23 protein-coding genes are annotated in these 20,119 nt (G+C 66.3%); 12 read left to right on the forward strand and 11 right to left on the reverse strand.

Annotation, left to right across the window (positions count from 1 at the left end; translation table 11 throughout):
- Positions 1-9 precede the first annotated feature (9 nt).
- Complete coding sequence (locus LFT44_RS05100) at positions 10-1,689, forward strand: GAF domain-containing sensor histidine kinase (RefSeq protein WP_236801437.1); 1,680 nt, start codon at positions 10-12, stop codon at positions 1,687-1,689.
- 66 nt (positions 1,690-1,755) lie between these two features.
- On the opposite strand, the gene LFT44_RS05105 is transcribed toward LFT44_RS05100, so the two are convergent.
- From LFT44_RS05105 to LFT44_RS05115, 3 genes are all read right to left on the reverse strand, one after another.
- Positions 1,756-2,448, reverse strand: a complete 693-nt coding sequence (locus LFT44_RS05105; protein ID WP_236801439.1) for a response regulator — start codon at positions 2,446-2,448, stop codon at positions 1,756-1,758.
- Positions 2,449-2,538: 90 nt separating this feature from the next.
- A complete protein-coding gene (locus tag LFT44_RS05110; protein ID WP_236801440.1) occupies positions 2,539-2,862 on the reverse strand; it encodes a hypothetical protein in 324 nt (107 codons plus the stop codon).
- A 21-nt stretch (positions 2,863-2,883) separates the two neighbouring features.
- The gene (locus LFT44_RS05115; RefSeq protein ID WP_236801441.1) at positions 2,884-3,432 is read right to left on the reverse strand and encodes a hypothetical protein; all 549 of its coding nucleotides are present in this window, start codon (positions 3,430-3,432) and stop codon (positions 2,884-2,886) included.
- A 322-nt stretch (positions 3,433-3,754) separates the two neighbouring features.
- Between LFT44_RS05115 and LFT44_RS05120 the strand changes: the two genes are divergently transcribed.
- On the forward strand, positions 3,755-4,456 hold the full coding sequence (locus LFT44_RS05120; protein ID WP_236801442.1) for a hypothetical protein: 702 nt from the start codon (positions 3,755-3,757) through the stop codon (positions 4,454-4,456).
- Between the two features lie 55 nt (positions 4,457-4,511).
- On the opposite strand, the gene LFT44_RS05125 is transcribed toward LFT44_RS05120, so the two are convergent.
- The 3 genes from LFT44_RS05125 to LFT44_RS05135 form a co-directional block, all read right to left on the reverse strand.
- Positions 4,512-5,594 carry a tellurite resistance/C4-dicarboxylate transporter family protein gene (locus LFT44_RS05125; protein WP_236801444.1) on the reverse strand — a complete coding sequence of 361 codons (1,083 nt, stop codon included), beginning with the start codon at positions 5,592-5,594 and terminating at the stop codon, positions 4,512-4,514.
- A 105-nt stretch (positions 5,595-5,699) separates the two neighbouring features.
- Positions 5,700-6,410, reverse strand: a complete 711-nt coding sequence (locus LFT44_RS05130; RefSeq protein WP_236801446.1) for an SRPBCC family protein — start codon at positions 6,408-6,410, stop codon at positions 5,700-5,702.
- Positions 6,411-6,730: 320 nt separating this feature from the next.
- The gene (locus LFT44_RS05135; RefSeq protein WP_236801447.1) at positions 6,731-7,117 is read right to left on the reverse strand and encodes a TfoX/Sxy family protein; all 387 of its coding nucleotides are present in this window, start codon (positions 7,115-7,117) and stop codon (positions 6,731-6,733) included.
- 240 nt (positions 7,118-7,357) lie between these two features.
- On the opposite strand from LFT44_RS05135, the gene LFT44_RS05140 reads away from it, so the two are divergent.
- From LFT44_RS05140 to LFT44_RS05165, 6 genes are all read left to right on the forward strand, one after another.
- Positions 7,358-7,858, forward strand: coding sequence for a hypothetical protein (locus tag LFT44_RS05140; RefSeq protein WP_236801448.1), 501 nt, complete (start codon positions 7,358-7,360; stop codon positions 7,856-7,858).
- Complete coding sequence (locus LFT44_RS05145) at positions 7,855-9,081, forward strand: Nramp family divalent metal transporter (RefSeq protein ID WP_236801449.1); 1,227 nt, start codon at positions 7,855-7,857, stop codon at positions 9,079-9,081. Before LFT44_RS05140 ends, LFT44_RS05145 begins: the two co-directional genes overlap by 4 nt.
- Complete coding sequence (locus LFT44_RS05150) at positions 9,078-9,488, forward strand: hypothetical protein (protein ID WP_236801450.1); 411 nt, start codon at positions 9,078-9,080, stop codon at positions 9,486-9,488. Before LFT44_RS05145 ends, LFT44_RS05150 begins: the two co-directional genes overlap by 4 nt.
- Entirely contained in the window at positions 9,475-9,822 is a 348-nt protein-coding gene (locus LFT44_RS05155) for a PRC-barrel domain-containing protein (protein WP_236801452.1), read from the forward strand. The genes LFT44_RS05150 and LFT44_RS05155 overlap by 14 nt, the downstream gene beginning before the upstream one ends.
- A gap of 203 nt (positions 9,823-10,025) precedes the next feature.
- The gene (locus LFT44_RS05160) at positions 10,026-10,229 is read left to right on the forward strand and encodes a cold-shock protein (RefSeq protein WP_015936345.1); all 204 of its coding nucleotides are present in this window, start codon (positions 10,026-10,028) and stop codon (positions 10,227-10,229) included.
- A gap of 488 nt (positions 10,230-10,717) precedes the next feature.
- On the forward strand, positions 10,718-11,671 hold the full coding sequence (locus LFT44_RS05165; RefSeq protein WP_236801455.1) for a plastocyanin/azurin family copper-binding protein: 954 nt from the start codon (positions 10,718-10,720) through the stop codon (positions 11,669-11,671).
- 94 nt (positions 11,672-11,765) lie between these two features.
- On the opposite strand, the gene LFT44_RS05170 is transcribed toward LFT44_RS05165, so the two are convergent.
- Positions 11,766-12,500, reverse strand: a complete 735-nt coding sequence (locus LFT44_RS05170) for a FadR/GntR family transcriptional regulator (protein WP_236801456.1) — start codon at positions 12,498-12,500, stop codon at positions 11,766-11,768.
- Positions 12,501-12,691: 191 nt separating this feature from the next.
- Here LFT44_RS05170 and LFT44_RS05175 point away from each other — a divergent pair, with 191 nt between their 5' ends.
- The 3 genes from LFT44_RS05175 to LFT44_RS05185 all read left to right on the forward strand — a co-directional run bounded on the left by LFT44_RS05175 (position 12,692) and on the right by LFT44_RS05185 (position 15,618).
- Positions 12,692-13,237, forward strand: a complete 546-nt coding sequence (locus LFT44_RS05175) for a gluconokinase (RefSeq protein WP_236801457.1) — start codon at positions 12,692-12,694, stop codon at positions 13,235-13,237.
- Between the two features lie 37 nt (positions 13,238-13,274).
- Positions 13,275-14,678, forward strand: coding sequence for a GntP family permease (locus LFT44_RS05180; protein ID WP_236801458.1), 1,404 nt, complete (start codon positions 13,275-13,277; stop codon positions 14,676-14,678).
- Positions 14,679-14,793: 115 nt separating this feature from the next.
- Positions 14,794-15,618 (forward strand): SDR family NAD(P)-dependent oxidoreductase, encoded by an 825-nt coding sequence (locus LFT44_RS05185; RefSeq protein WP_236801459.1) that lies wholly within the window; start codon positions 14,794-14,796, stop codon positions 15,616-15,618.
- An 8-nt stretch (positions 15,619-15,626) separates the two neighbouring features.
- On the opposite strand, the gene LFT44_RS05190 is transcribed toward LFT44_RS05185, so the two are convergent.
- The 4 genes from LFT44_RS05190 to LFT44_RS05205 form a co-directional block, all read right to left on the reverse strand.
- A complete protein-coding gene (locus LFT44_RS05190; RefSeq protein ID WP_236801460.1) occupies positions 15,627-16,406 on the reverse strand; it encodes a hypothetical protein in 780 nt (259 codons plus the stop codon).
- A gap of 127 nt (positions 16,407-16,533) precedes the next feature.
- Positions 16,534-16,857: a hypothetical protein gene (locus LFT44_RS05195; RefSeq protein ID WP_236801461.1), complete on the reverse strand. Its 324-nt coding sequence runs from the start codon at positions 16,855-16,857 to the stop codon at positions 16,534-16,536.
- Positions 16,858-16,866: 9 nt separating this feature from the next.
- Positions 16,867-17,571, reverse strand: coding sequence for a GAF and ANTAR domain-containing protein (locus LFT44_RS05200; protein WP_236801463.1), 705 nt, complete (start codon positions 17,569-17,571; stop codon positions 16,867-16,869).
- Between the two features lie 171 nt (positions 17,572-17,742).
- Entirely contained in the window at positions 17,743-19,152 is a 1,410-nt protein-coding gene (locus tag LFT44_RS05205) for an aminotransferase-like domain-containing protein (RefSeq protein WP_236801465.1), read from the reverse strand.
- On the opposite strand from LFT44_RS05205, the gene LFT44_RS05210 reads away from it, so the two are divergent.
- The gene (locus tag LFT44_RS05210; RefSeq protein ID WP_236801467.1) at positions 19,151-20,113 is read left to right on the forward strand and encodes a DMT family transporter; all 963 of its coding nucleotides are present in this window, start codon (positions 19,151-19,153) and stop codon (positions 20,111-20,113) included. The two genes, LFT44_RS05205 and LFT44_RS05210, sit on opposite strands and share 2 nt — an antisense overlap.
- The last annotated feature ends 6 nt before the right edge of the window (positions 20,114-20,119 follow it).

Consider the following 20,119-nt stretch of genomic DNA (forward strand, 5'->3'; position numbering starts at 1 on the left):
GCGTTTTTCATGTGGCGTGAACCCATCAGGCGGCGTACCCGGGAACTCCTGCGGGAATTCGTGGAGCGGGCGGATGATTTAGTACGGGCCCAGGAACACATCGAGGGCCTGCTCGGCGCGGTGGTCTCCATGACCGAGGACCTGAGCCTGGAAGCAGTTCTGGACCGCTTGGTCCAGTCTGCATGCGAACTTGTGGGGGCCCGCTACGGGGCCCTGGGCGTCATTGGAGACGATCAGCAGCTCAGCCACTTCATCACGGTGGGTATTGATGAAGACGGCGCACGGGTGATCGGCGATCTGCCCACAGGTCACGGCGTGCTTGGCGAGCTGATCCGCGAACCCAAACCGCTGCGGCTCCATGACCTGGGCGAACATCCCATCGCGGTGGGCTTTCCTCCCAACCACCCGCCCATGGGCACCTTCCTGGGCGTCCCGGTGCGGGTGCGGAACGAGGTCTTTGGAAACCTGTACCTGACGGAAAAGAACAGCGGCCAGGAATTCACCGGGGAGGACGAAGACCTGGCTGTTGCCCTGGCCGCCGCCGCCGGTGTGGCCATCCAAAACGCGAAACTGTTCGATGACAGCAGGCGCCGCCAGCGGTGGCTTGAAGCGGGAATGGAAGTCAGCGACCGACTCAAGGACCAGCCGCGGTCCGATACCGAGAACCTGGACATGATCGCGGAGCGGGCGCTGAATGCCTCCTCCTCGGTGCTGGGGGTGATCGCTTCGGTCGGTCCGGATGGAACCATCAAGTGCCGCACCTCGGTGGGCGCCCAGTCAGTCCCGGGCGGACAGGACCTGCCCGCGGCCGCCGTCCTGTCCGAAGTGCTGGAGTCAGGTGAGTCCAAGGCCTTGGGCGATCCGCTCCAGGTGTTCGATCCGGCGTCGGCAGAGAAGCTCGGGCCGGTGCTGGTGGCCGCCCTGGGCAGCAACAGTGACGGTCACCGGGACAGCGTGTTGATCCTGGCCAGGGGGCCTGGGGGAGCCCGGTACGCGGATGTTGATGTTGAACAAAGCGCGGTGTTCGCGTCACGCATCGGCCTGACGCTGGACCTTCTCAAGGCAAACCAACTGCGTGAAGAGCATGCGTTGTTCATTGACCGGGAACGCATTGCCGCGGACCTGCACGACCTGGTGATCCAACGGCTCTTTGCAGCAGGGCTGAGCATCCAGGGCCTGCGCCGCTACACCTCCGACCCGGCTGCGCATGAGCGCCGCATCGCCGGTATCACCGCGGAGCTGGACGACTGCATCCACCAGCTTCGTGACACCATCTACTCCCTGCAGGCACGGGAGTCAGACAAGGAACTCCTCAGCGGCCGGGTGCTGCGCGCAGTCCAGGAAGCCGCCAACGCTGCCGGCTTCCTCCCCAGGATCCAGCTCTCGGGGCCGGTTGATGACGTTGTGGGCGATGACGTTGCAGAACAGCTCCTGCGCGTACTTCATGAAAGTGTCAGCAACGCGGTGCGGCACTCGGGGTCGGAGGACATCTCCATCCTGCTTGCCGCTCAGGAGGATGAAGTGGTCCTCACAGTGCGCGACCACGGCCGCGGCTTCAAGGATCCCGAACGGGTCAGCGGATTGAACAATATGAAAAGGCGCGCTGAGCGTTTGGGCGGCAGTTTCGTCATCGACAGCGCACCCGGAGAGGGCACCAGCGTGACGTGGACGGCGCCGGCCGCCGGGTGAGGGCCGGCCGTGCAGTGCGCCACGGCGGCGTATGGCATGGCGTTCGGGAGGCGAGGTGTCAGTGTGTTAGATCCCACGCGGCATGAGATCCCACGCGCGGGGAATTGGCGCCGGGATCAGCTGGCCGCGCCGCCTGAAACCCAGCTTCTGGAGTACCGACGACACATGGCCGGCGACGGTGGCATCGGGCAGCATCAAGTCCTGCCCGATCTGCCGGTTTGTCAGTCCCCGGGCCATGAGGGCAAGTACGTTCCGCTCCGTTTCCGTCATGCCTGTCAGCCAGGGAGCGGATGCCGTGGCGTAAAGGCTTTCGGCCACCCGTTCCCTGACAGCCGGCCGGATAACCGGGGTGCCTGCGGCAGTGCCGCGGATGCTGTTGACCAGGGCGTCGTGGTCGCCGATCCGCTTGAGGACATACCCTGACGCGCCCGCCAGGACCGTTGCGCGAACAGCATGCTGTTCATCCCAGCTGGTGAGGATCAGGCATTTCACCCCGGGGGCGGCGGAGCGGAGGTCACGGCAAACCTCAATGCCCGTGCCGTCCGGAAGCCTGTCGTCCAGGACCGCGATGTCCGGCTGCAGGATGTGGATGAGCCGGATGGCCTCTGCTGCTGATCCGCTGTCGCCGACCACTTCGAAGCCGAGATGTTCGAGCATGTCGCCAAGTCCCTGCCGGACCATCCTGTGGTCATTCAGGATGAAAACCCGAATTGGCGCAGGGGACTGGGCATGCTCATGGGGTGCTGCTGGTGTATCCATCAAGACGCTCTCGTAGGACCGATGTCCTCCCCGGCTGCACTCTTCGCGCAACCGCCCCTCCGAAAGGAACGTCAGTGAGCCATCCGGCACTCACGGCCACTCGATTCCAAGCGCCGTGCCGGCCGAAGCGGGAAGATCCCGCGTAATGCCGCAAACCGAACACGTGGTGCTGTGGTCCGGTCCCTTCACCCACTGGTGGGACTCTTCCAGCCGGTACTCATACCGCCCGCCAAGCTCCTGCAGCCGGTTCAGCGCCACGCTGGCAGTTTCCCACGAACTCCAGCGGCCGACCACCCCGCCTTTGTCCTTCGAGATGACATTGCACCCGCCGTCCCCCAGCTCGTGATCCCTGTCCTGCCAGCCCGGCGGCTCATCACCGCCGTGTACTGCCTTGTACTCATCGGCTGTGGCCATGGTCGTCATCTCCCCGCCCGTTCAGGCAGCCTTCTGCTGCGGGCCGGTGAGGAAGAGCTCCAGGGACTGAAGGGTGACGACGGCGTCGTGGAAGGCCGGATTGCGGTGCGGGTGCAGGCGGTGCAGCAGCCCGCCGTTGTACTGGAGGCGGCGCCGGGCGGTGCTGACCGTGCGGAAGGCGTAGCCCAGGTCACCCGGATGCCGGGGCAGGGCCTGGGTCATGCACTGGATCGAGGCCAGCGCGACTGCCAGGACGTTGGCATCCATCTGCTGCCCGGCGGCCCGGTGCCGGCGGAGCTGGGACGCGAACCCGTCCCAAATGTCCCGGGCCGCCGACCGCGCCACCTCGGTCCGTGCCTGGTCGGCAGGCATTCCGCCCTCCATGAGTTCCTTCTGGAGGCAGCCAAACCGGTTCGCAAGCTCTTCGACTTTTTTCGCTGTTTCATCCGTTTCACCCGCGGCTGACGGTGTCGGGGTGAAGTTGGAAGGATGAAGCAGCATCGCCCTTCGGCGCGCCGCTTCCGCCTGCGATACTTGGGCGGGGCGAAGCGTGAGGATATCAGCGGACATGCCGGTCCTTTCAAAATCCAGCCAGTCTGCAGGGTGCGCCTGCACGCCGGCGGCATCCTTGACGGTGCCTCCGGCGCAATGTCACTGGGTTCATGGGGAATGCCGCTCCGGCCTCGCAATGTGAGGACCCGGACGGCGCCTTTAACAGAATGCCAAGCGCCCCGGGGCCGGCTATAGGGCTGAAAGTCCTGTCCTCGAACCAGGCCCTGCGTAGCCTATGGAGAGGCGGGGGCTTTGGGCCCTGTTTCCGGTCCGGACCCCCGTCCTAGCCTGAACAGGAGAGCGCGGCGTACGGCCGCGTGCCGGACCCGGGAGGCACAGGGTGAAATCGGCAAACGCTAGCATCACCGCAGGCATCGTCCTCATTGCGTTGGGCGTGCTGTTGCTGCTGGACAGACTTGGCGTCATGGATACTGCGGCCTTCGTGGCGCCGCTGATCTTCGCGGCCGTCGGGGTTTTGTTCCTGTCCCTTTATGTCCGGCGCCGGGAGAACTGGTGGGCGGCCATCCCCGGGTCCGTGTTCCTGGGCCTGGCGGCAGTCATCACTACCACGCAGCTCACGGGCGGCGCCTGGGGGGCAGCCTTCCTGTTCCTCTTCATGGGCGCTGGATTTGCCGCTGTCTACCTGCGGGAGCCGGGTAACTGGTGGGCCCTGATCCCGTCCGGTGTCATGTTCACCCTGACGGTCATCGTCGCCCTCCCGCCGGAGCTTCAGGGCACGCCCACCGCTGCCATCCTCTTCCTGGGCCTGGCGGCCACCTTTGGGGTGCTATCCCTGATCCCCGTCCGCATCGATGAGGCCAGCGACCACACGGAACGGATGAAGTGGCCCTTAATCCCGGCCGCGATCCTGACCGTGATGGGACTGATCTTCGTTCTCCAGGCCACGGCCCTCCTGATCCCGGCGGACTTCGCCTTCCCGGCCGTGATGATCGTCGCTGGCGCGGCCCTGGTGGTGTACGCCTACCTCGCCCACCGCGACGGGCGGCAAAAGACGCACGGGCCCGGACCCCGGGCAGGCTAGCCCTCACCTCCCGCGAAGTGGCAGATAACGGCAATGCCCGGCGGAGGTATTGCCGTTAAGTGCCAGTTCGCGGCCCAGATGGAGCGAGCAGCGTCGCCCACAAGTGCCAGAGCATGCCGGCGAGCGTGGCCAGGAACGCCGCAAACGCCAGCCACAGTTCGGCCCGGCCAATCGCGGCCACCAGCGGCAGCCCGTCGGCGCGGCCAAGGTAGATCCCGGCCACGGCATACATGCCAAGCGGAAATATGACGCTCCACAGGCCCGGCTCGTAGGACAGCGGCACCCGGTGGACCACGTGCCGCCACCAGCCGGCGGCGAGCAGCACGGGGAAGAGCCATGAGGCGAAGGACCAGAACACCACGGAGGCTCCGGCCACCAGCCCGCGGGTTGCATCCACCATCGGTGCGCCGGCCATCTCAACGATCCGGGCCCCCGCCAGGACGCTGATGGCCATGGCGCCCATGGCAACGAAGTACTGTGGGCGCAGGTCCTGCGGCCGGATGGGGTAGGTCATCAGCCGGAGTGAGACGAAGATTCCCACTGCGGCATACAGGATGAGCCCCACCGACCAGGCCACGACGGCGACGAGTGCCAGGGCGGCGCGCCAGTCCGGTGCGGCGAGGGGCTCGATCGAGGCCGCAGCTACTGCCACGGACTGGCTGGCAACGCACCAGATGAACCACGAGCCGTTGGCATCCTTGACCACCGGCCGCTCGGACCTGCCCAGCACTGCCGTCCATGGCACGACGTAGCCGAGCACCACCCAGGCGAGCACCGCAACCGCCAGGAGTGCCGCCGTCGTGCCTTGCCACCCGGCCATCCCAAGGCGGGTGCCCAGCACGTTGGTTCCGGCGATGAACGTGAAGAAACCGAAGGCCCGGGCGGGATCCAGGAAGTCGCCCCGGATGTCGGCGGCGAATCTGGCCAGGCGGAGCAGGCTGAGCCCAAGGATCACCAGGTAGGAGAGCGCACACACCACCAGCAGGGCCAGCGACAGTGCATGGAATCCTTCCAGCTCAAGCCCCACGGAGATGATGCCGCTGGCCATGGTGATGGCGAAGTAGCCAGGGGTGAGCGTCCGCACCGCCTCCAGGGCCCGTGAGCCGAAGGAATGCCGGGCGTGGCTGGCGGTGTCCATGGACCAAGCTTAGGACCGGCACTCCGAACCACCGCCGCGAGATGGCACTTCCCGGCAGTTCGCCGGTGGGGCATTGCCCTCACATGCCCTCTCGCGAGCGGGCCCTCAGCGGGCCTGTGCCTCCGCTGTCGCCTTGATGCTGGCCAGGAGCTCGGTCTGGCTGCGCTCGGAGATTTTCATGACCAGCGCGTCAACCGCGGCCTCTGCCATGTTCCGGGGTACGACGTCCGAGCGCATGCTCAGCCTGGTCCAGCCGTTCGCCGGTGCCACTTCCACCGTGAACACCGGGCCAAGGGCCGCCTTGGAGGTGAAGCGCTCATTTCGGGTGAACTCGGTGTACTCGTGCGTTGTCTTCAGCGGGATCCCCAGGACTTTCCACGCGGCCTGAAAGGTGGTGCCCACACCTTCGGGGGTGGTCTTCAACTCCGAGATCTGCACGTCCGGGCCCAGCCAGACGCGGGGATCCCTGACCAGGTCGAAGACCTGCGGCAGCGGGGCGTCGATGGTGACGGAGCCGGACCATGTCAGGTTCTGCGTAAACTTCGCTTCGCTTTCGGGTGACGCCTTCATCCCGGCCTCCACCAGGCTCTTGACGTTGGCAACCATGCCTTGGATATCCGTTTCCGCCCACCGTGCGAACAGGGCCTGAGCGGGTACCCGGACCAGGGGTGCGGGGATGTCCAGGGTTTCCTCGACGGTCAACTCGGTCCCGGCCTCCACCGGCTCCAGCGTGAAGGTGAGCGTGGGCCCTACCGATGTGCCGGAAACAATGCGCTTGTTGGGAACCACTTCCCGGTACTGGTGGGTCACGTGCATGGGAATGCCCCATGTCTTGGCGACCAGCGCGCGGAGGTGCCTTCGCCCCCGGGTTTGAGGTCCAGTTGGGTGACGTCGCTGTCCCCGGGGAAAGCCTTCATCCAGTTCGTAGGGTCACTGAGAAATGAGAACACCCTGTCCACCGGGGCGTTGATCCTGGTGCTCCGAATAACGTTCCTGGTCATGTCCTGTCTCCTTTTCCGGCAGGAGCCTGGGTCCTGCCCTGCCTTCCAGTCCAGTCCCGGGGGCAGGTGCGGAAAAAGAGGAGAAGGTCCTTGCGCGGGTAATGCCACCCGGTAGCAGGATCACGCGGAATGGCGTCACGGCAGGACCTTGCGCCCCCTGGGCTCCTTGGGCTCTTTTGGCGGCAGGGACGCGACGTAGGCCAGTGCCTTCTCAGCCCATGCCCGCGCCCGGGTCTCGTCGCCGTCGCCCTCTTCATTCCACACTTCCGGCAGCCCGGTGTACCCGCCCATCGGCCGGTCCGCAGGGCCGAACGGCACGGTCCGCTCAGAGGACTCCAGCAGCTCCTTGTCCTCCCGGGAGAGCTTGACCCCGATGGTGGCGCCGAACAGCCCGGCGAACATGTTGCCGTTGACGAACGCCCCCAGGTTGCCGAACATCGGCTTCACCACCACGCCCGGGTGGTCGGGGACCACGCGCCGGAACCGCTCTTTCTCTTCCTCTGTTGCCTTGGGCATTTCCATGGCTTCACCTTCCGGTGGCAGGGGTCTGTTCCGCAGGATCTCGATGCAGGATATGCCTGTTTGCCGGCGGGGGATAGGGTCGGCCGGTGCCAGGGCGCAGTCGGTAATTGATCGGCCTTTGAGCAGGTCAAACTTCCCCAGCGAGTGCTATACCTGACCGTAGGCAACTAAATCTTTTGGCTGCCTGCGCAGGGCGGATTGGCTAGGATCCGGGACGTCCCCGGGGGGCTGGAGGCAAGAGTGCTGAACACGCCGGCCCGGGCCCCGGCCGCAGACATTCCGGTCCGGCGCGGCGAAAAGCCTGGGCTCCTGGCCCTCGCCGCGCTCGCCGTCCTCAGCCTCGCTTTCGTCGCCGGCTGCAGCGGCGGCACCAGCCAGACGGTCTCCGGCGCAGTGAAGGACAGCTCCTCCGCCGTTGCCACCGCCGGGATCGCCCTGCGGCAGGACATGGACGGCAAACTGACCCGCGCAGCAGCATCGACCACCCTTGACGATGAGCTCAAGGAGATCCAGACCAGCCGGAGCGCAATCCTGAAGCTCTCCCCGGCCACCCAGGGAGACCGCGAAACGCAGAAGCAGGCATTGGAGGTGCTGGACAAGTGCGCGGCGGGGTTCGCCACCGCCCGCGCCGCATTGGCAGCAAACGACGGCGGCACCCCCTCCCTCCCCGACGGTGACAAGGCGCTTGCGGACGCGCAGGACGCCCTCAAGCAGCTCGAAGGCAAGGTGGGGGACAAGTGAAACGGCTGCTCGGCGTCGCGCTCGGGATCCTGACCGCCATTGGCGGGTTCGTGGACATCGGGGACCTGGTGACCAACGCCGTCGTCGGTTCCCGCTTTGGCCTGTCCCTGGTGTGGGTGGTGGCTGTGGGCGTCGTGGGAATCATCCTGTTCGCGAACATGTCCGGCAGGGTTGCAGCGGTGTCAGGCCGGGCCACCTTCGAGGTGATCCGCGAGCGGCTGGGGCCACGGGCCGGGCTGGCCAATCTCTCGGCGTCGTTCCTGATCAACCTGATGACCGTCACCGCGGAGATCGGCGGCGTGGCCCTGGCCCTGCAGCTGGCCAGCAGCGTCTACTACCTGCTGTGGATTCCCGTGGCCGCCGTGGCGGTGTGGCTGGTGATCTGGCGGGTCCGGTTCTCCATCATGGAAAACGTCACAGGCCTGCTGGGGCTGACCCTGATGGTGTTCGCGGTGGCACTGTTCCTGCTCAAGCCCGACTGGGCGTCCCTTGCCGGGCAGCTGGCGCCGGCCGTGCCGCAGCAGGAAACGGTGTGGACGTACAGCTACTACGCCATCGCCCTCTTCGGTGCGGCCATGACCCCGTACGAGGTCTTTTTCTTCTCCTCCGGTGCCGTGGAGGAAGGATGGACGGTTAAGGATCTGATGCAGGAGCGGATCAACGTCCTGGTGGGGTTCCCGCTGGGTGGTTTGCTGTCCGTGGCCATCGCCGCGTGCGCCACTGTGGTCCTCCTTCCGGCCGGCATCTCGGTGACGTCGCTGTCCCAGGTCATCCTGCCCGTCGCCGAAGGGGCCGGGAAGCTTGGACTGGCGTTCGTCCTGGTGGGGATCGTCGCGGCAACCTTCGGTGCCGCCCTGGAAACCACCCTTTCCAGTGGGTACACACTGGCGCAGTTCTTCGGCTGGTCCTGGGGCAAGTTCCGCCGCCCGGCCGAGGCCGCCCGCTTCCACCTGGCCATGATTGTGTGCCTGCTGGTGGGGATGGCCGTGCTGGCCACCGGCGTGGACCCCGTGCTGGTGACCGAATACTCGGTGGTGTTCTCCGCGATTGCCCTGCCCCTGACGTACCTGCCCATCCTCATCGTGGCCAATGACCCCCAGTACATGCACGAGCATGTGAACGGGCGGGTGGTGAACGCGCTGGGCATGGTCTACCTGGTGATTATCCTGGTCGCCTCCATTGCCGCCATTCCCCTCATGATCGCCACAGGAGCCGGCTCATGACATCCACTCCCGGCCCGCTGACTCCCGCCCCCCAGGTCGCCGGGCGCATCCTGGATGCCCAGCTGCACCTCATGGACCGGCAGGTGCTGGACTACGACGGCGTCCCGGTCACCACCGTCGATGACCTCGAGGTGAGCGGGCCTGCTTTGGACGAGGACATCCCGGCGGGGACCCCGGCGCCGGTCATCACTGCGCTGCTGACGGGGTCGGTGCTGGGGACGCGCATCTTTGGCGGCAGGCCGCCGTCGTCCCGCCTGGTCCGCATCCCGTGGAAGGACGTGGCTGAAGTCGGCGTGGTGGTGCGGCTTGGCGTCAAGGGTGAGCCGCTGGACGCCAGCTGGGTGGAACGGTGGGTGCGGGACAAGATCATCGCGCGCATCCCGGGAGGCCGCCATGATCCTCGGTGACCTGCTGGGCACGCCCGTCCTGGACGCCGACGGCGGGCGGCTGGGCCGGGTGGCCGACGTCCGGTTCGTGCTGGACGGGACGCCGCACCAGCTGATGGCCGAACCGCGGCTGCTGGGGCTGGTGGTCGGCCCGCACAGCGCGGCTTCCTTCCTGGGGTACGAACGCAACGGCCTCACCCAGCCGCGCACCATTGCCCGGATCCTTCGGTGGCGGCACCGCGGATCGTTCCTGGTGCTGTGGGAGGACATCGCCATGGTGGGCGCCCGCTCCGTCCGCCTCCGTCCGGGGTTCACCCGTTACAGCACTGCCCTGGAGGGCGGCGAGCAGGCGTAATCCGGGCCTGAACAGGGGAGCGATTAGGTATGGGCCCAAATTCCTGTAGTGTTGAACCTGTTGTTGTGTTTATGCAGTTGGTAGTTCAGGCAGTACGCGCGGTCGAAAGTCCGTGTTCTTCTGAAGTAGCGGTTTTTGAACACCCCACGCCGGAGGGCCCGAAAGTCGGGACTTTCCCTCCACCTTCACGAAGGACAAAATAAATGGCTACTGGTACCGTCAAATGGTTTAACGCTGAAAAGGGCTTCGGCTTCATCTCCCCGGACGACTCCTCGCAGGACGTGTTCGCGCACTACTCCGCGATCAACTCCTCCGGCTTCCGCTCCCTCGAAGAGAACCAGAAGGTTTCCTTCGACACCGAGCAGGGCCCCAAGGGTCCCCAGGCCACCAACATCCAGGCTCTCTAATTTCCTAGGGATCCGGGACCGTTAGGTTTCCGAGCAGGGCTTGCCGTTCATCGGCAGGCCCTGCTTTTTGTTAACCCACGTGTGGCAGTTCTGCCCGGTCCAGTACTGCCTGACCGGCCCGTGACCGCATAAGCGGCGCTGGGCAACAACGGTTGTGCGGTCGACGGCCGCTTATGGCAAGGCGGTGCCCCTTTCGACGCTCTCGACATAATTCAGTTGAAGGAGCAATCTTGTAAGTGCGTACGTTTGCAGCGTGCCAAACCCACGCCCGCGGCGTCCGGAGAAAAATCCAACCTGCGCGGCACCAGTTGGGGTGGTGCATGTCCGGCACGAAAGTCGGCCGGCACCGGCTGCCCGCGCTCCCCGGCGTTGGCACCCGGCACCTTCACTTCACAATCAGTGGCCGGTTCGGCCAGTCATGCGATGGATTGGATCGGCTGCACTTGCACATCGGCCTTTGGCTGATTGCCGTTCAAGAGAGCGTCGCTATGAAGCACATTCGGGGAAACAATCCGAGATTCAAGAAACTGGCGTTTATTGTCGCGTTCGCCGTTGCCCTGCTGGCATCGATGGCTGCCGCAGGCCCGGCGTCTGCCAGCGGATGGGGGCACAGAACCTGGGAGGTCCTGGTGGGCTCTGAGTCCCATGACCAGGAGATCCAGGGCATGGCTTTCCTTCCCTCCGAGATCTTCATCAATGAGGGGGACACCATCAAATGGGAGGCTAACGCCGCAGAAATCCACACGGTGACATTCCTTGCGTCGGGACAGCCGCTGGAACCATTTAACCCGTTCGACGAAAATGAGCTGCTGAAGCGCGGAGGCGACAGCTACGACGGGCATTCCTACTACAACTCCGGCATCCTGGCCAATGTGGACGTGCCCGGCTTCCCTGACGCCACCAGCTACAGCTTGGCGTTCCCGCGTGAAGGCGACTTCACCTACTACTGCCTGGTCCACGGCGACGTGATGAAGGGGACCGTCCACGTCCGTGAACAGGGCACGGAGTACCCGTACAGCCAGGCTGACTACAACCGCTCTTCACGGGCGGAGGCGCGGTCCATCCTCCGGGACGGACACGAACTCGACCAGGAGCTGGCGGACCAAGCCAGCAACCATCGCGTGCTGGCAGGCAGTGACGACGGCGTGGCCATGGTCATGCGCTTTGTTCGGCCCATCGTGACGGTGCACGTTGGCGATACGGTCGTGTTCGCCAATACAGGAATGGGAGCTCCCCATACCGTGACCTTTGGCACTGAACCGGCGAATGTTTTTGCGCCTTCAGGAACCCCGGCGAATTTCACGGGTGGGGACCTGAACTCCGGGATCATCCCGCCCGGTGGTGAATTCACCGTGAAGTTCCAGGCGAAGGGCACCTTTAAGTACATCTGCGCACTCCATGACTACATGGGCATGGTGGGCAAGGTGAAAGTCGTCGACTGACGCCTGGTATTACTGCGGCCCGCCCGGGCGGTTGTCCTGGGCGGGCCATTTTTTGTTTAGCCAGGGATTTGTTTGGCCAGGGAGTAGTGGCGCGTCAGCGCAGCCCCATCGCCTCGCGGACCTCGTCGAGGATGTGGTGCATGGCCTGTTCCGCCGCCGCAGTGTCCCCGCCTGCCACGGCCGCGGCAACATCCTCGTGGGCCTTCAGTGCTTCGCTCCGTGGCTTGAACGGCATGAGGCCCTGCTTGGTACGGCTGGTCAGTACCTCGGCCACCATGCCCTCGAGCGCGCGGAACATCTCGTTGCCACAGCTGCGCAGCAGCAGTTGATGGAAGGCGATGTCGGCGGCCAGGAAGGACTGCAGGTCGCCAGCTTCACCCAGCCGGCGGAGGTCGGCCGCCAGTGATACCAGCTGGGCGCGCTCGGCCGCGCTGGCCCGGCGCGCCGCTCCGGCGGCGGCGATGGGTTCGACGGCGATGCGCAGCTCGGTCAGGCTGCTGTACTGCAGGTCCCGCCGGTCCGAAGCCAGGCGCCAGCGGACCAGCTTGGGATCGAACACATTCCACAGCGACGGCTCCTGCACCACGATGCCCACGCGCCGCCGCGAGTAGACCAGGTTTATCGATTCCAGAACCTTCATCGTGTCCCGTGCAACAGTCCGGGAGATCCCGTACTCCTGCTGCAGCCCCTCAAGGGTAAGCCGGCTGCCGGGGGCAAGGTCCCCGGAGGCGATGGCCACACCGACTGCCTCGATAACCCGGCCCTGCGCGGCAGGCACGGGCCCGCCGTCGTGCATCCCATCGCCGTCCTGGATTGTCGCCGTCGACATTCTTCCCCGCTCTCGTCACGCGCCACTGCGCCCTCCAAGAGTACCCGCCGAAGGAGTAAAGGTATGACTTGTGACACGAATAGATACTATCTATTGGAAGAAAAGGTGATACCTTATCGCTTGGCCTTGTTCAAAGCAGGCCAGCAGCGAGCTTCTTCGAAAGCCAAAGACGTCTTCTCCGGAGGTATGACATGCAGTATCCAGCCACGCATCTTGTGGTCATGGGCGTTGCCGGATCCGGCAAATCCACCCTGGCGGCAGCGCTGTCCCAGCAGTTGGGCTGGGCCTGCGCCGAAGCGGACGAGTTCCACCCGGAATCGAACATCGCCAAAATGACGCAGGGCATTCCCCTCCAGGACGAGGACCGCTGGCCCTGGCTGCAGGAGATCCGCGACTGGATGTCCGCCCAGGCTGCCGCCGGCACGAGCACGGTCCTCACTTGCTCCGCCCTCAAACGGAGCTACCGGCACCTGCTGTCCCAGGCCGAAGGCCGCGTTGTCTTCCTCCACCTCGACGGCGGTGCCGACCTGATCAGCCAGCGCATGCAGGGCAGGGAAGGGCACTTCATGCCGCCCACGCTCCTGCCCAGCCAGCTGGCCACCCTTGAGCCGCTCACCCAGGAAGAGCTCGAGTCAGGCAGCCTCCGCCTCGACATCGCACGCTCACCCGAAGAGCTGGTCGCCGCCGTCGTCAACGCCCTCAATCTCCCTTCCGGCCAGGCGCCCCAGGCGTCCTGACCCCCCCCAATCCCCAACCCTGTTTCAAAGGAGAACCATGACCATCGAAGGATGGACCCAGACGCTGGGCGCAGGTCCGCTGCTGCTCATCGCCGCGGCAGCGATTCTTGTGCTGCTGTTCCTGATCATCCGGCTGCGGATGCACGCCCTGATCGCCCTGATCCTCATCAGCCTCGCCACGGCCTTCGCCACCGGGATCCCCGCCAACAAGGTGGTCCCGGTGCTGGTGGACGGCTTCGGCACCACCCTGGGGACGGTGGCGCTGCTGGTGGGCCTGGGCGCGATGCTCGGCCGGATCGTGGAGACCAGCGGCGGTGCCAAGGTCCTGGCGGATTACCTTATTGGCGTCTTCGGCGAAAAGCGTGCACCGTTCGCACTGGGCCTGGCCTCGCTGATCTTCGGCTTCCCCATCTTCTTCGACGCCGGCCTGGTGGTCATGCTGCCCGTGGTCTTCGCCGTCGCCCACCGCCTGGGCGGGGGAGTGCTGCGGTACGGCCTGCCCGCCGCCGGCGCCTTCTCGGTGATGCACATCTTCCTGCCGCCGCATCCGGGCCCGGTCTCCGCCGCTGCCTTCTTCGACGCCAACATCGGCCTGGTCCTCATCGCCGGCCTCATCACCGCCATCCCCACCTGGTACGTCACCGCCTATCTCTACGGCCTGTACACCGGCAGGAAGCTGGTCCTTCCGGTCCCTGAGATCCTGGGCCACGCCAGTGCCGAGGCCGAGGCCCACCCGCCGAAGTTCCGCACCATCATCGGCCTGCTGCTCCTGCCGCTGGTGCTGATCTTCCTCAACACCGGCCTGAACACCCTTGCTTCCTCCGGTGTCCTGGACGAGTCCGTCAAGAAGCAACAGTGGTTCCAGGTCCTGCGGACCCTTGGCGAGACCCCGGTGGCGCTGCTGATCGCAGTGCTCGCTGCGCTGGTGGTGCTGGGCACGCGCCGCGGACGCGACACCGCCAGCATGGAGAAGCTGCTCGAATCCTCTTTGGGCCCGGTCTGCTCCGTCATCCTGATCACCGGCGCCGGCGGCATGTTCGGCGGCGTCCTGCGCACCTCGGGCATCGGCAAGGCCCTGGCGGACGTGCTGGGCAACGTGGGCATCCCGCTGATCCTGGCCGGCTTCCTGATCTCCGCCATCCTGCGCATCGCCCAGGGCTCGGCAACCGTCGCACTGACCACCACTGCCGGCCTGATTGCCCCGGCGGTTGCTGCCGGTGGCCTGAACGGAATGCAGGTCGCCGCCATGGTCATCGCCGTGGCCGCCGGCTCCGTGGTGGTGTCCCACGTCAACGACTCCGGCTTCTGGCTGGTGGGCCGCTTCTTCGGCATGGACGTCAAGACCACCCTGAAGACCTGGACCGTGATGGAAACCCTGATCGGCGTGATGGGCTTCGCGGTTGCCGCAGTCATCTTCCTGGTGGCCGGCGCGGCGGGCTGACCCCGACAAAGCAAAGCGACGGCGGGGCGGCTGGTGGGAACACCGGCCGCCCCGCCGTCGTTATGCCCGTTGGTGCGCCACGCCGGTGCGCCGCACGCCGACCAAAGGACACCCCTTGACTCCTCGCACCATCGTGATCACCGGCGCCAGCGACGGCATCGGAGCGGCAGCCGCACGGACGCTGGCCAAGGCAGGGGAACAAGTGGTCGTCGTGGGCCGTTCCGCAGAGAAGACCCGGGCCCTGGCCGGAGACATCGGCGCGGACCATTACCTGGCCGACTTTTCCGACCTCGCACAGGTGCGCGACCTCGCGGAGAAGCTGAAGGCCAACTACCCGCGCATCGACGTCCTGGCCAACAACGCCGGCGGCATCATGGGCAAGCGGACCCTCACCGTGGACGGCAACGAGTCCACGTTCCAGGTCAACCACCTGGCGCCGTTCCTGCTCACCAGCCTCCTCATGGACACGCTCACTGCCAGCAACGCGAAGGTGATCAACACCTCCAGCGCCGCCAACAACTTCGGTAAGCTGGACCTCTTCGACCTCACGGCCGAACACGGCTACAGCACCAACCGGGCCTACGGCACCGGCAAGCTGGCCAACATCCTGTTCACCTCCGAGCTGCACCGCCGCTTCCACGAAGAGGGGATAACGACGGCGGCGTTCCACCCCGGCGTGGTCCGCACCAACTTCGCGGCGGAGTCTTCAAGCCCCTTCCGGCACGTGTACACCACGCTCCTGAACCGCTTCATGCTCAGCCCTGACCAGGGTGCCGACACGATGCTGTGGCTCATCAACGGCACCGCCGGAACCGACTGGATCTCCGGCGCCTACTACGCCAAGCGTGCCCTGGCCAAGGCCAACCCCCAGGCGTACGACGCCGTGCTGGCGCGCGGGCTGTGGGAGAAGAGCGAGGAACTGGTCAAGGCGTTCGCCTGAGCAGGCTTTTATTCGCAGCCCACACCGTCGTGGTCCCTGTCCAGCCCGTAGATATCCTGGCCGATGACCTGGACCGGACCGCGGACGTAGGCTGGTCCGTTGCCGCCTCCGCCGGCGCAGTCCACGTCCGAGGCAATGGGGACGCAACCTGAATAGTTCGGGTCGCAGCCCGGATTGGTCCCCGGAACGGCTGGTGCCACGGGAGCCGGAGGGGTGGCGGCCTTCGCAGCCGCCTCCGCGGCTGCCTTTGCTGCCGCCTCCTGGGCCGCCTTCGCCTCGGCGGCCTGCTGGGCTGCTGCAGCTGCGGCGTCGGCAGCGGCCTTGTCCGCCGCGGCTTTATCAGCGGCAGCTTTGTCGGCGGCCGCTTTGTCTGCCGCGGCCTTCTCCGCTGCGGCCTTCTTCGCCGCCTCCGCAGCGGCGATTTTGTCGGTGATGCGCTTCGACTCCTCGGCCTCAAGCCACACGAGCACGCCGGTCTCGTCCCTTGTGCACACATAGCTGGTGCTTGCACTGACCTGCTGGGCATTGACAGCCGTGCACGGTGTATTGGCAACGGGGGTATGGGTGGGTGTTGCCGTGGGAGTTGCGGAGGCAGCGTCGCTGGCCGGCCCGGCAGCGGAGGTCAGCGAGGCCTGGGGTGCGCCGCAGCCAGCCAGGAGAAGCACGACGGCGGCAGCAGCCCCGGCGCCCAGCGCCTTGTTGGGGACCTTCCGCAGCGAGGAGCCGGCTACGAATCGGTGTGGGTGACGGCGGGAATATGGCAGGGAAAAGTTGTGGAAGCCGGGCATAGTTGTCCCCCAAATGCGTGTGCTGGATGCGTTGGCACGGCCAGCGTAGCCTCGTCCGCCGGGGGAGAACGGGTTAAGCGCAAATCTTGATTTATTCCTTGGGGAACCCTAGGGAGGGACGTCAAGGTCACTTGCCGTCCTGCGACCCGCCGCGCGCCCCGTCATGCCTCGGGTTCGGGACAGACCCGCGGCTCTTGCCGTTGGGGCTGTAGGGGTCCATCCGCCGCGGAGGGAGCTCTTTGATGAGCTCGTTGACCGCGTGTGACACGAGGTCCCGTTCGTGGGTCGGCAGTTCGAGTGAACCATTCAGGTAGGCGTCAATCTCGTACTCACCGGCGGCACCGGTGAAGCTGAAGTAGCGCATCCACACGGCACTGAGCGTAATCCCGGCTTCTTCCATTGCTTCCCGCGTCGCCTGCGCCTGTTCCAGGGGCTGAGCGAATTCGTCCACAAAAGGCTCCTACCCGTCGGCCAGCCCGTTAACGATGCCGCGTGCTACCTCCTGCAACGGCTTGCCCTCTTCGCGGGACGAAGCCAGCATCACGTCCAGGGCTGCGCGGGAGCCCAGGTGCATCCGTTCGATCAGGATTCCCTGTGCTTGGGAGATCATGTCCCTGTTCGCCAGGGCCTCGCCGAGCTGCAAACCCAGCCGCTGCGTTGCTTCACGGTCACGCACATTTCCGAGCAGGACGGCGGCCGGGTTTGCGAGCCGTTCGATCAGGAAAACCGAATGGTCGTCGAACACCAGCGGCGACGGCGAATACACCTTGATGGCGCCGATGCGCCTTCCCTCTGTCGTCAGCGGGACGCTGAGGACCGACCGCAGCGGGAGGTCCGCGATGGCTGCTATCCATTTGGGCCAGCGGGTCTCCTGCCTGGTGTCCTGGATGATGATGGCGCGCTGTTCGGCCCATGCACTCAGGCACGGACCCTGGCCCAGCTCGTACTGCAGCCTGTCGGCCCGGAGCACCACGGGATCGGTGGCCCCGGCGCTTTCCCTCCGCCCGCGCGCGTTGATGATGGAAGCGCCGGCTCCAGCAGCGCTCGGGATGGAGTCCCGGAGCACGTAGGACAGGGACTGTGCGGCCTTGGACGCATTCTCCTCAGTGAGAAAGCCGCCGGCCGCCTGTCCAGTTAATCTGGCCAGCGGTTGGGAGTTGTCCATCGTCAGTCACCTTTGCTGTTCCCGGTAGCGGGGCTGCCGCATGTGTTGGCCGCTGTCTTCCTAAGACAGGCTGGAGCCGCACGCCTTCCCCCGGGTACCTTTACCAAAGACAGTAGTCCCTTCCGCCATGGATGCACCGGCCATGGATGCACCGGGCCGAAACGCACCAACTCAGCCCTGCCGTGCCAGTGCCTCGCCGATGATCCGGGCTCCCTCCGGGTAGGCGCCAGGGTTCGGGCCAGAGTAGTTGAGCCGGATGAAGGCTCCCGCCGGTTCGGCAGGGAACCACTCAGTGCCGGCGGCGATAATCACCCCCGCGTCGTCGCAGTCCCGCACCAGCCGGGGAAGATCCGTGCCGTCCGGCAGGCGCACCCACAAATTGAGCCCACCCTTGGGCAGGTTGTCGATGTGGGCCTGCGGCACGTGCTCGCGGAGGCTGGTGGCCAGCAGGTCCCGGCGCGACTGGAGCTGCTGGCGGAGGCTGCGCAGGTGTGTTTGCCAGCCGGGCTGGGTCACCACATCCAACGCCGCCGCCTGCAGCAACCCGCTCACGTACATTGACTCTGCGGCCCGGTGGCCCAGGATCCGTTCCCGGGCCGGTCCGCGCGCGATCACCGCAGCAACGCGGATGGCCGGGGAAACGCTCTTGGTCAGGGACCGGATGTACACCACATGGCCGGCATCATCCCTGATGGCCAGCGGCATCGGGTCCGAGGTAATGCCGAAGTCGTGCGCCCAGTCGTCCTCCACCAGGAACGCGCCGTGCCGGCGTGCCACCTCCAGCACCTCGTCGCCACGGCCCCGGGACCACTGGGTACCGGCGGGATTCGAATAGTTGGGCTGCACGTAGAAGGCCCGCGCTCCGGTCTCGGCAAAGGCGCGCTCCACGTCCGCCGGGTCCGGCCCCTCCGGTCCGCTGGGCACCGGAACCAGCCGCACCCCGGTCTGGGCCGCAGCCAGGATGGCACCCCAGTAGGACGGTGACTCGATGAGCAGCGGCTGGCCGGCACCCACCAGCGCGCGGAAGATGGAACTGAGCCCGCTTTGGCTTCCCGGCAGCACAATGACGTCATTCGGTGTCGGGGGAGTGATGCCCACCGGGGTTGCCGATCCCAGTTCCTGGGCGAACCATTGCTGCAGTTCGGGCATGCCGGCGGCAGGCGGCCTGGACAGGGCAGCGTCGCCGCGCGCGGCCCGGGCCAGGGCGGAGCGGACCAGCCGTTCCGGCAGCAGTTCGCGGTCCGGGTAGCCGGAGTGGAACCAGATGGCGTCGCCGGGAACGTTGCGCATGGTGCTTGACGACGACGGCAGCGGGGCCGACGGCGGCCGCAGCGCAGCGGTTTGCCAGCCATAGTCCGACGGCCTTGCGGTGCGCACGGCCCGGACGAACGTTCCCACCCCCGGCCGACTGTCGATCAGCCCCTGCGTGGTCAGCGCTTGGAGCGCCTTTTGCACCGTTACGGGGCTGACCTGGTACTCGGCCACCAGTTGCCGCGTGGACGGCAGCCGGGCTCCCGGGGCGGCGTTCGAGATCCAGCCGCGGAGTGCCGCAACGATCCGCGAGCTGCTATCGTTATTCATGAAAGAACATAGTAGCGCTACTGCCCTGAATGACCCAGTGGTACTGCCGCTCGACAGCGGTGGACTCAACAGTTCCGCTGCAGTCCGCAGAGCCCCCGGAATCTGGTGGGGCCTCCTGGGTGTTGCGGCCTTCTCCTTCACCATTCCCTTCACACGGGTAGCGGTCGCCGGAATCCCGCCGCTGTTCATCGGTTCCGGCCGTGCCGTGGTGGCCGCAATCCTCGCCGCCGCAGCCCTGGCCATCACCCGCCAACGGCTGCCGCAACCCCGCACCTGGCTGCGCCTCGCGCTCGTGGCCGCGGGCGTCGTCGTCGGCTTCCCGCTGCTCACCTCCTATGCACTTACCGCCGTCCCTGCGGGTCACGGGGCGGTGGTCATCGCCCTCTTGCCGGCCGCCACTGCAACGGCGGCCATCCTGCGCACCGGTGAGCGACCGCGACCGGCCTTCTGGGCGGTGATGCTGCTCGGCTCGCTGGCAGCGGTGTCCTTCGCGTTCCTGCAGTCCGGCGGTGTGGGGCACCTGCACTGGGCCGATCTCCTGCTGCTCGGCGCCGTGGCCTGTGCGTCGCTGGGGTATGCGGAAGGCGGCTTGCTGGCCCGCGAACTGGGATCATGGCAGACCATCGCGTGGGCGCTGGTCCTCGCCGCGCCAGCCATGATCGTGCTGGCCGTGGTCTCGGCCCTGGACCAACCGCCATCGGCCACTCCCGTGCAGTGGGCCGCCTTCGGCTATCTGGCCGTGGTGAGCATGTTCCTGGGCTTCTTCGCGTGGTACCGCGGACTGGCCATCGGCCCCATGGCGCAGGTGAGCCAGATCCAGCTGCTCCAGCCCGTGATGAGCATCTGCTGGGCGGCCCTCCTGCTGGGCGAGGCCCTTACCTGGACCACTATCATCGGCGCCGTTGCCGTCATCCTCTGCGCGGCCGCAGCCGTCCGCGTCCGGCTCAAACCGATCTCCTGACCACCG

Origin of the sequence: Arthrobacter sp. FW306-05-C (assembly GCF_021801725.1) — a bacterium.
Lineage (GTDB): Bacteria > Actinomycetota > Actinomycetes > Actinomycetales > Micrococcaceae > Arthrobacter.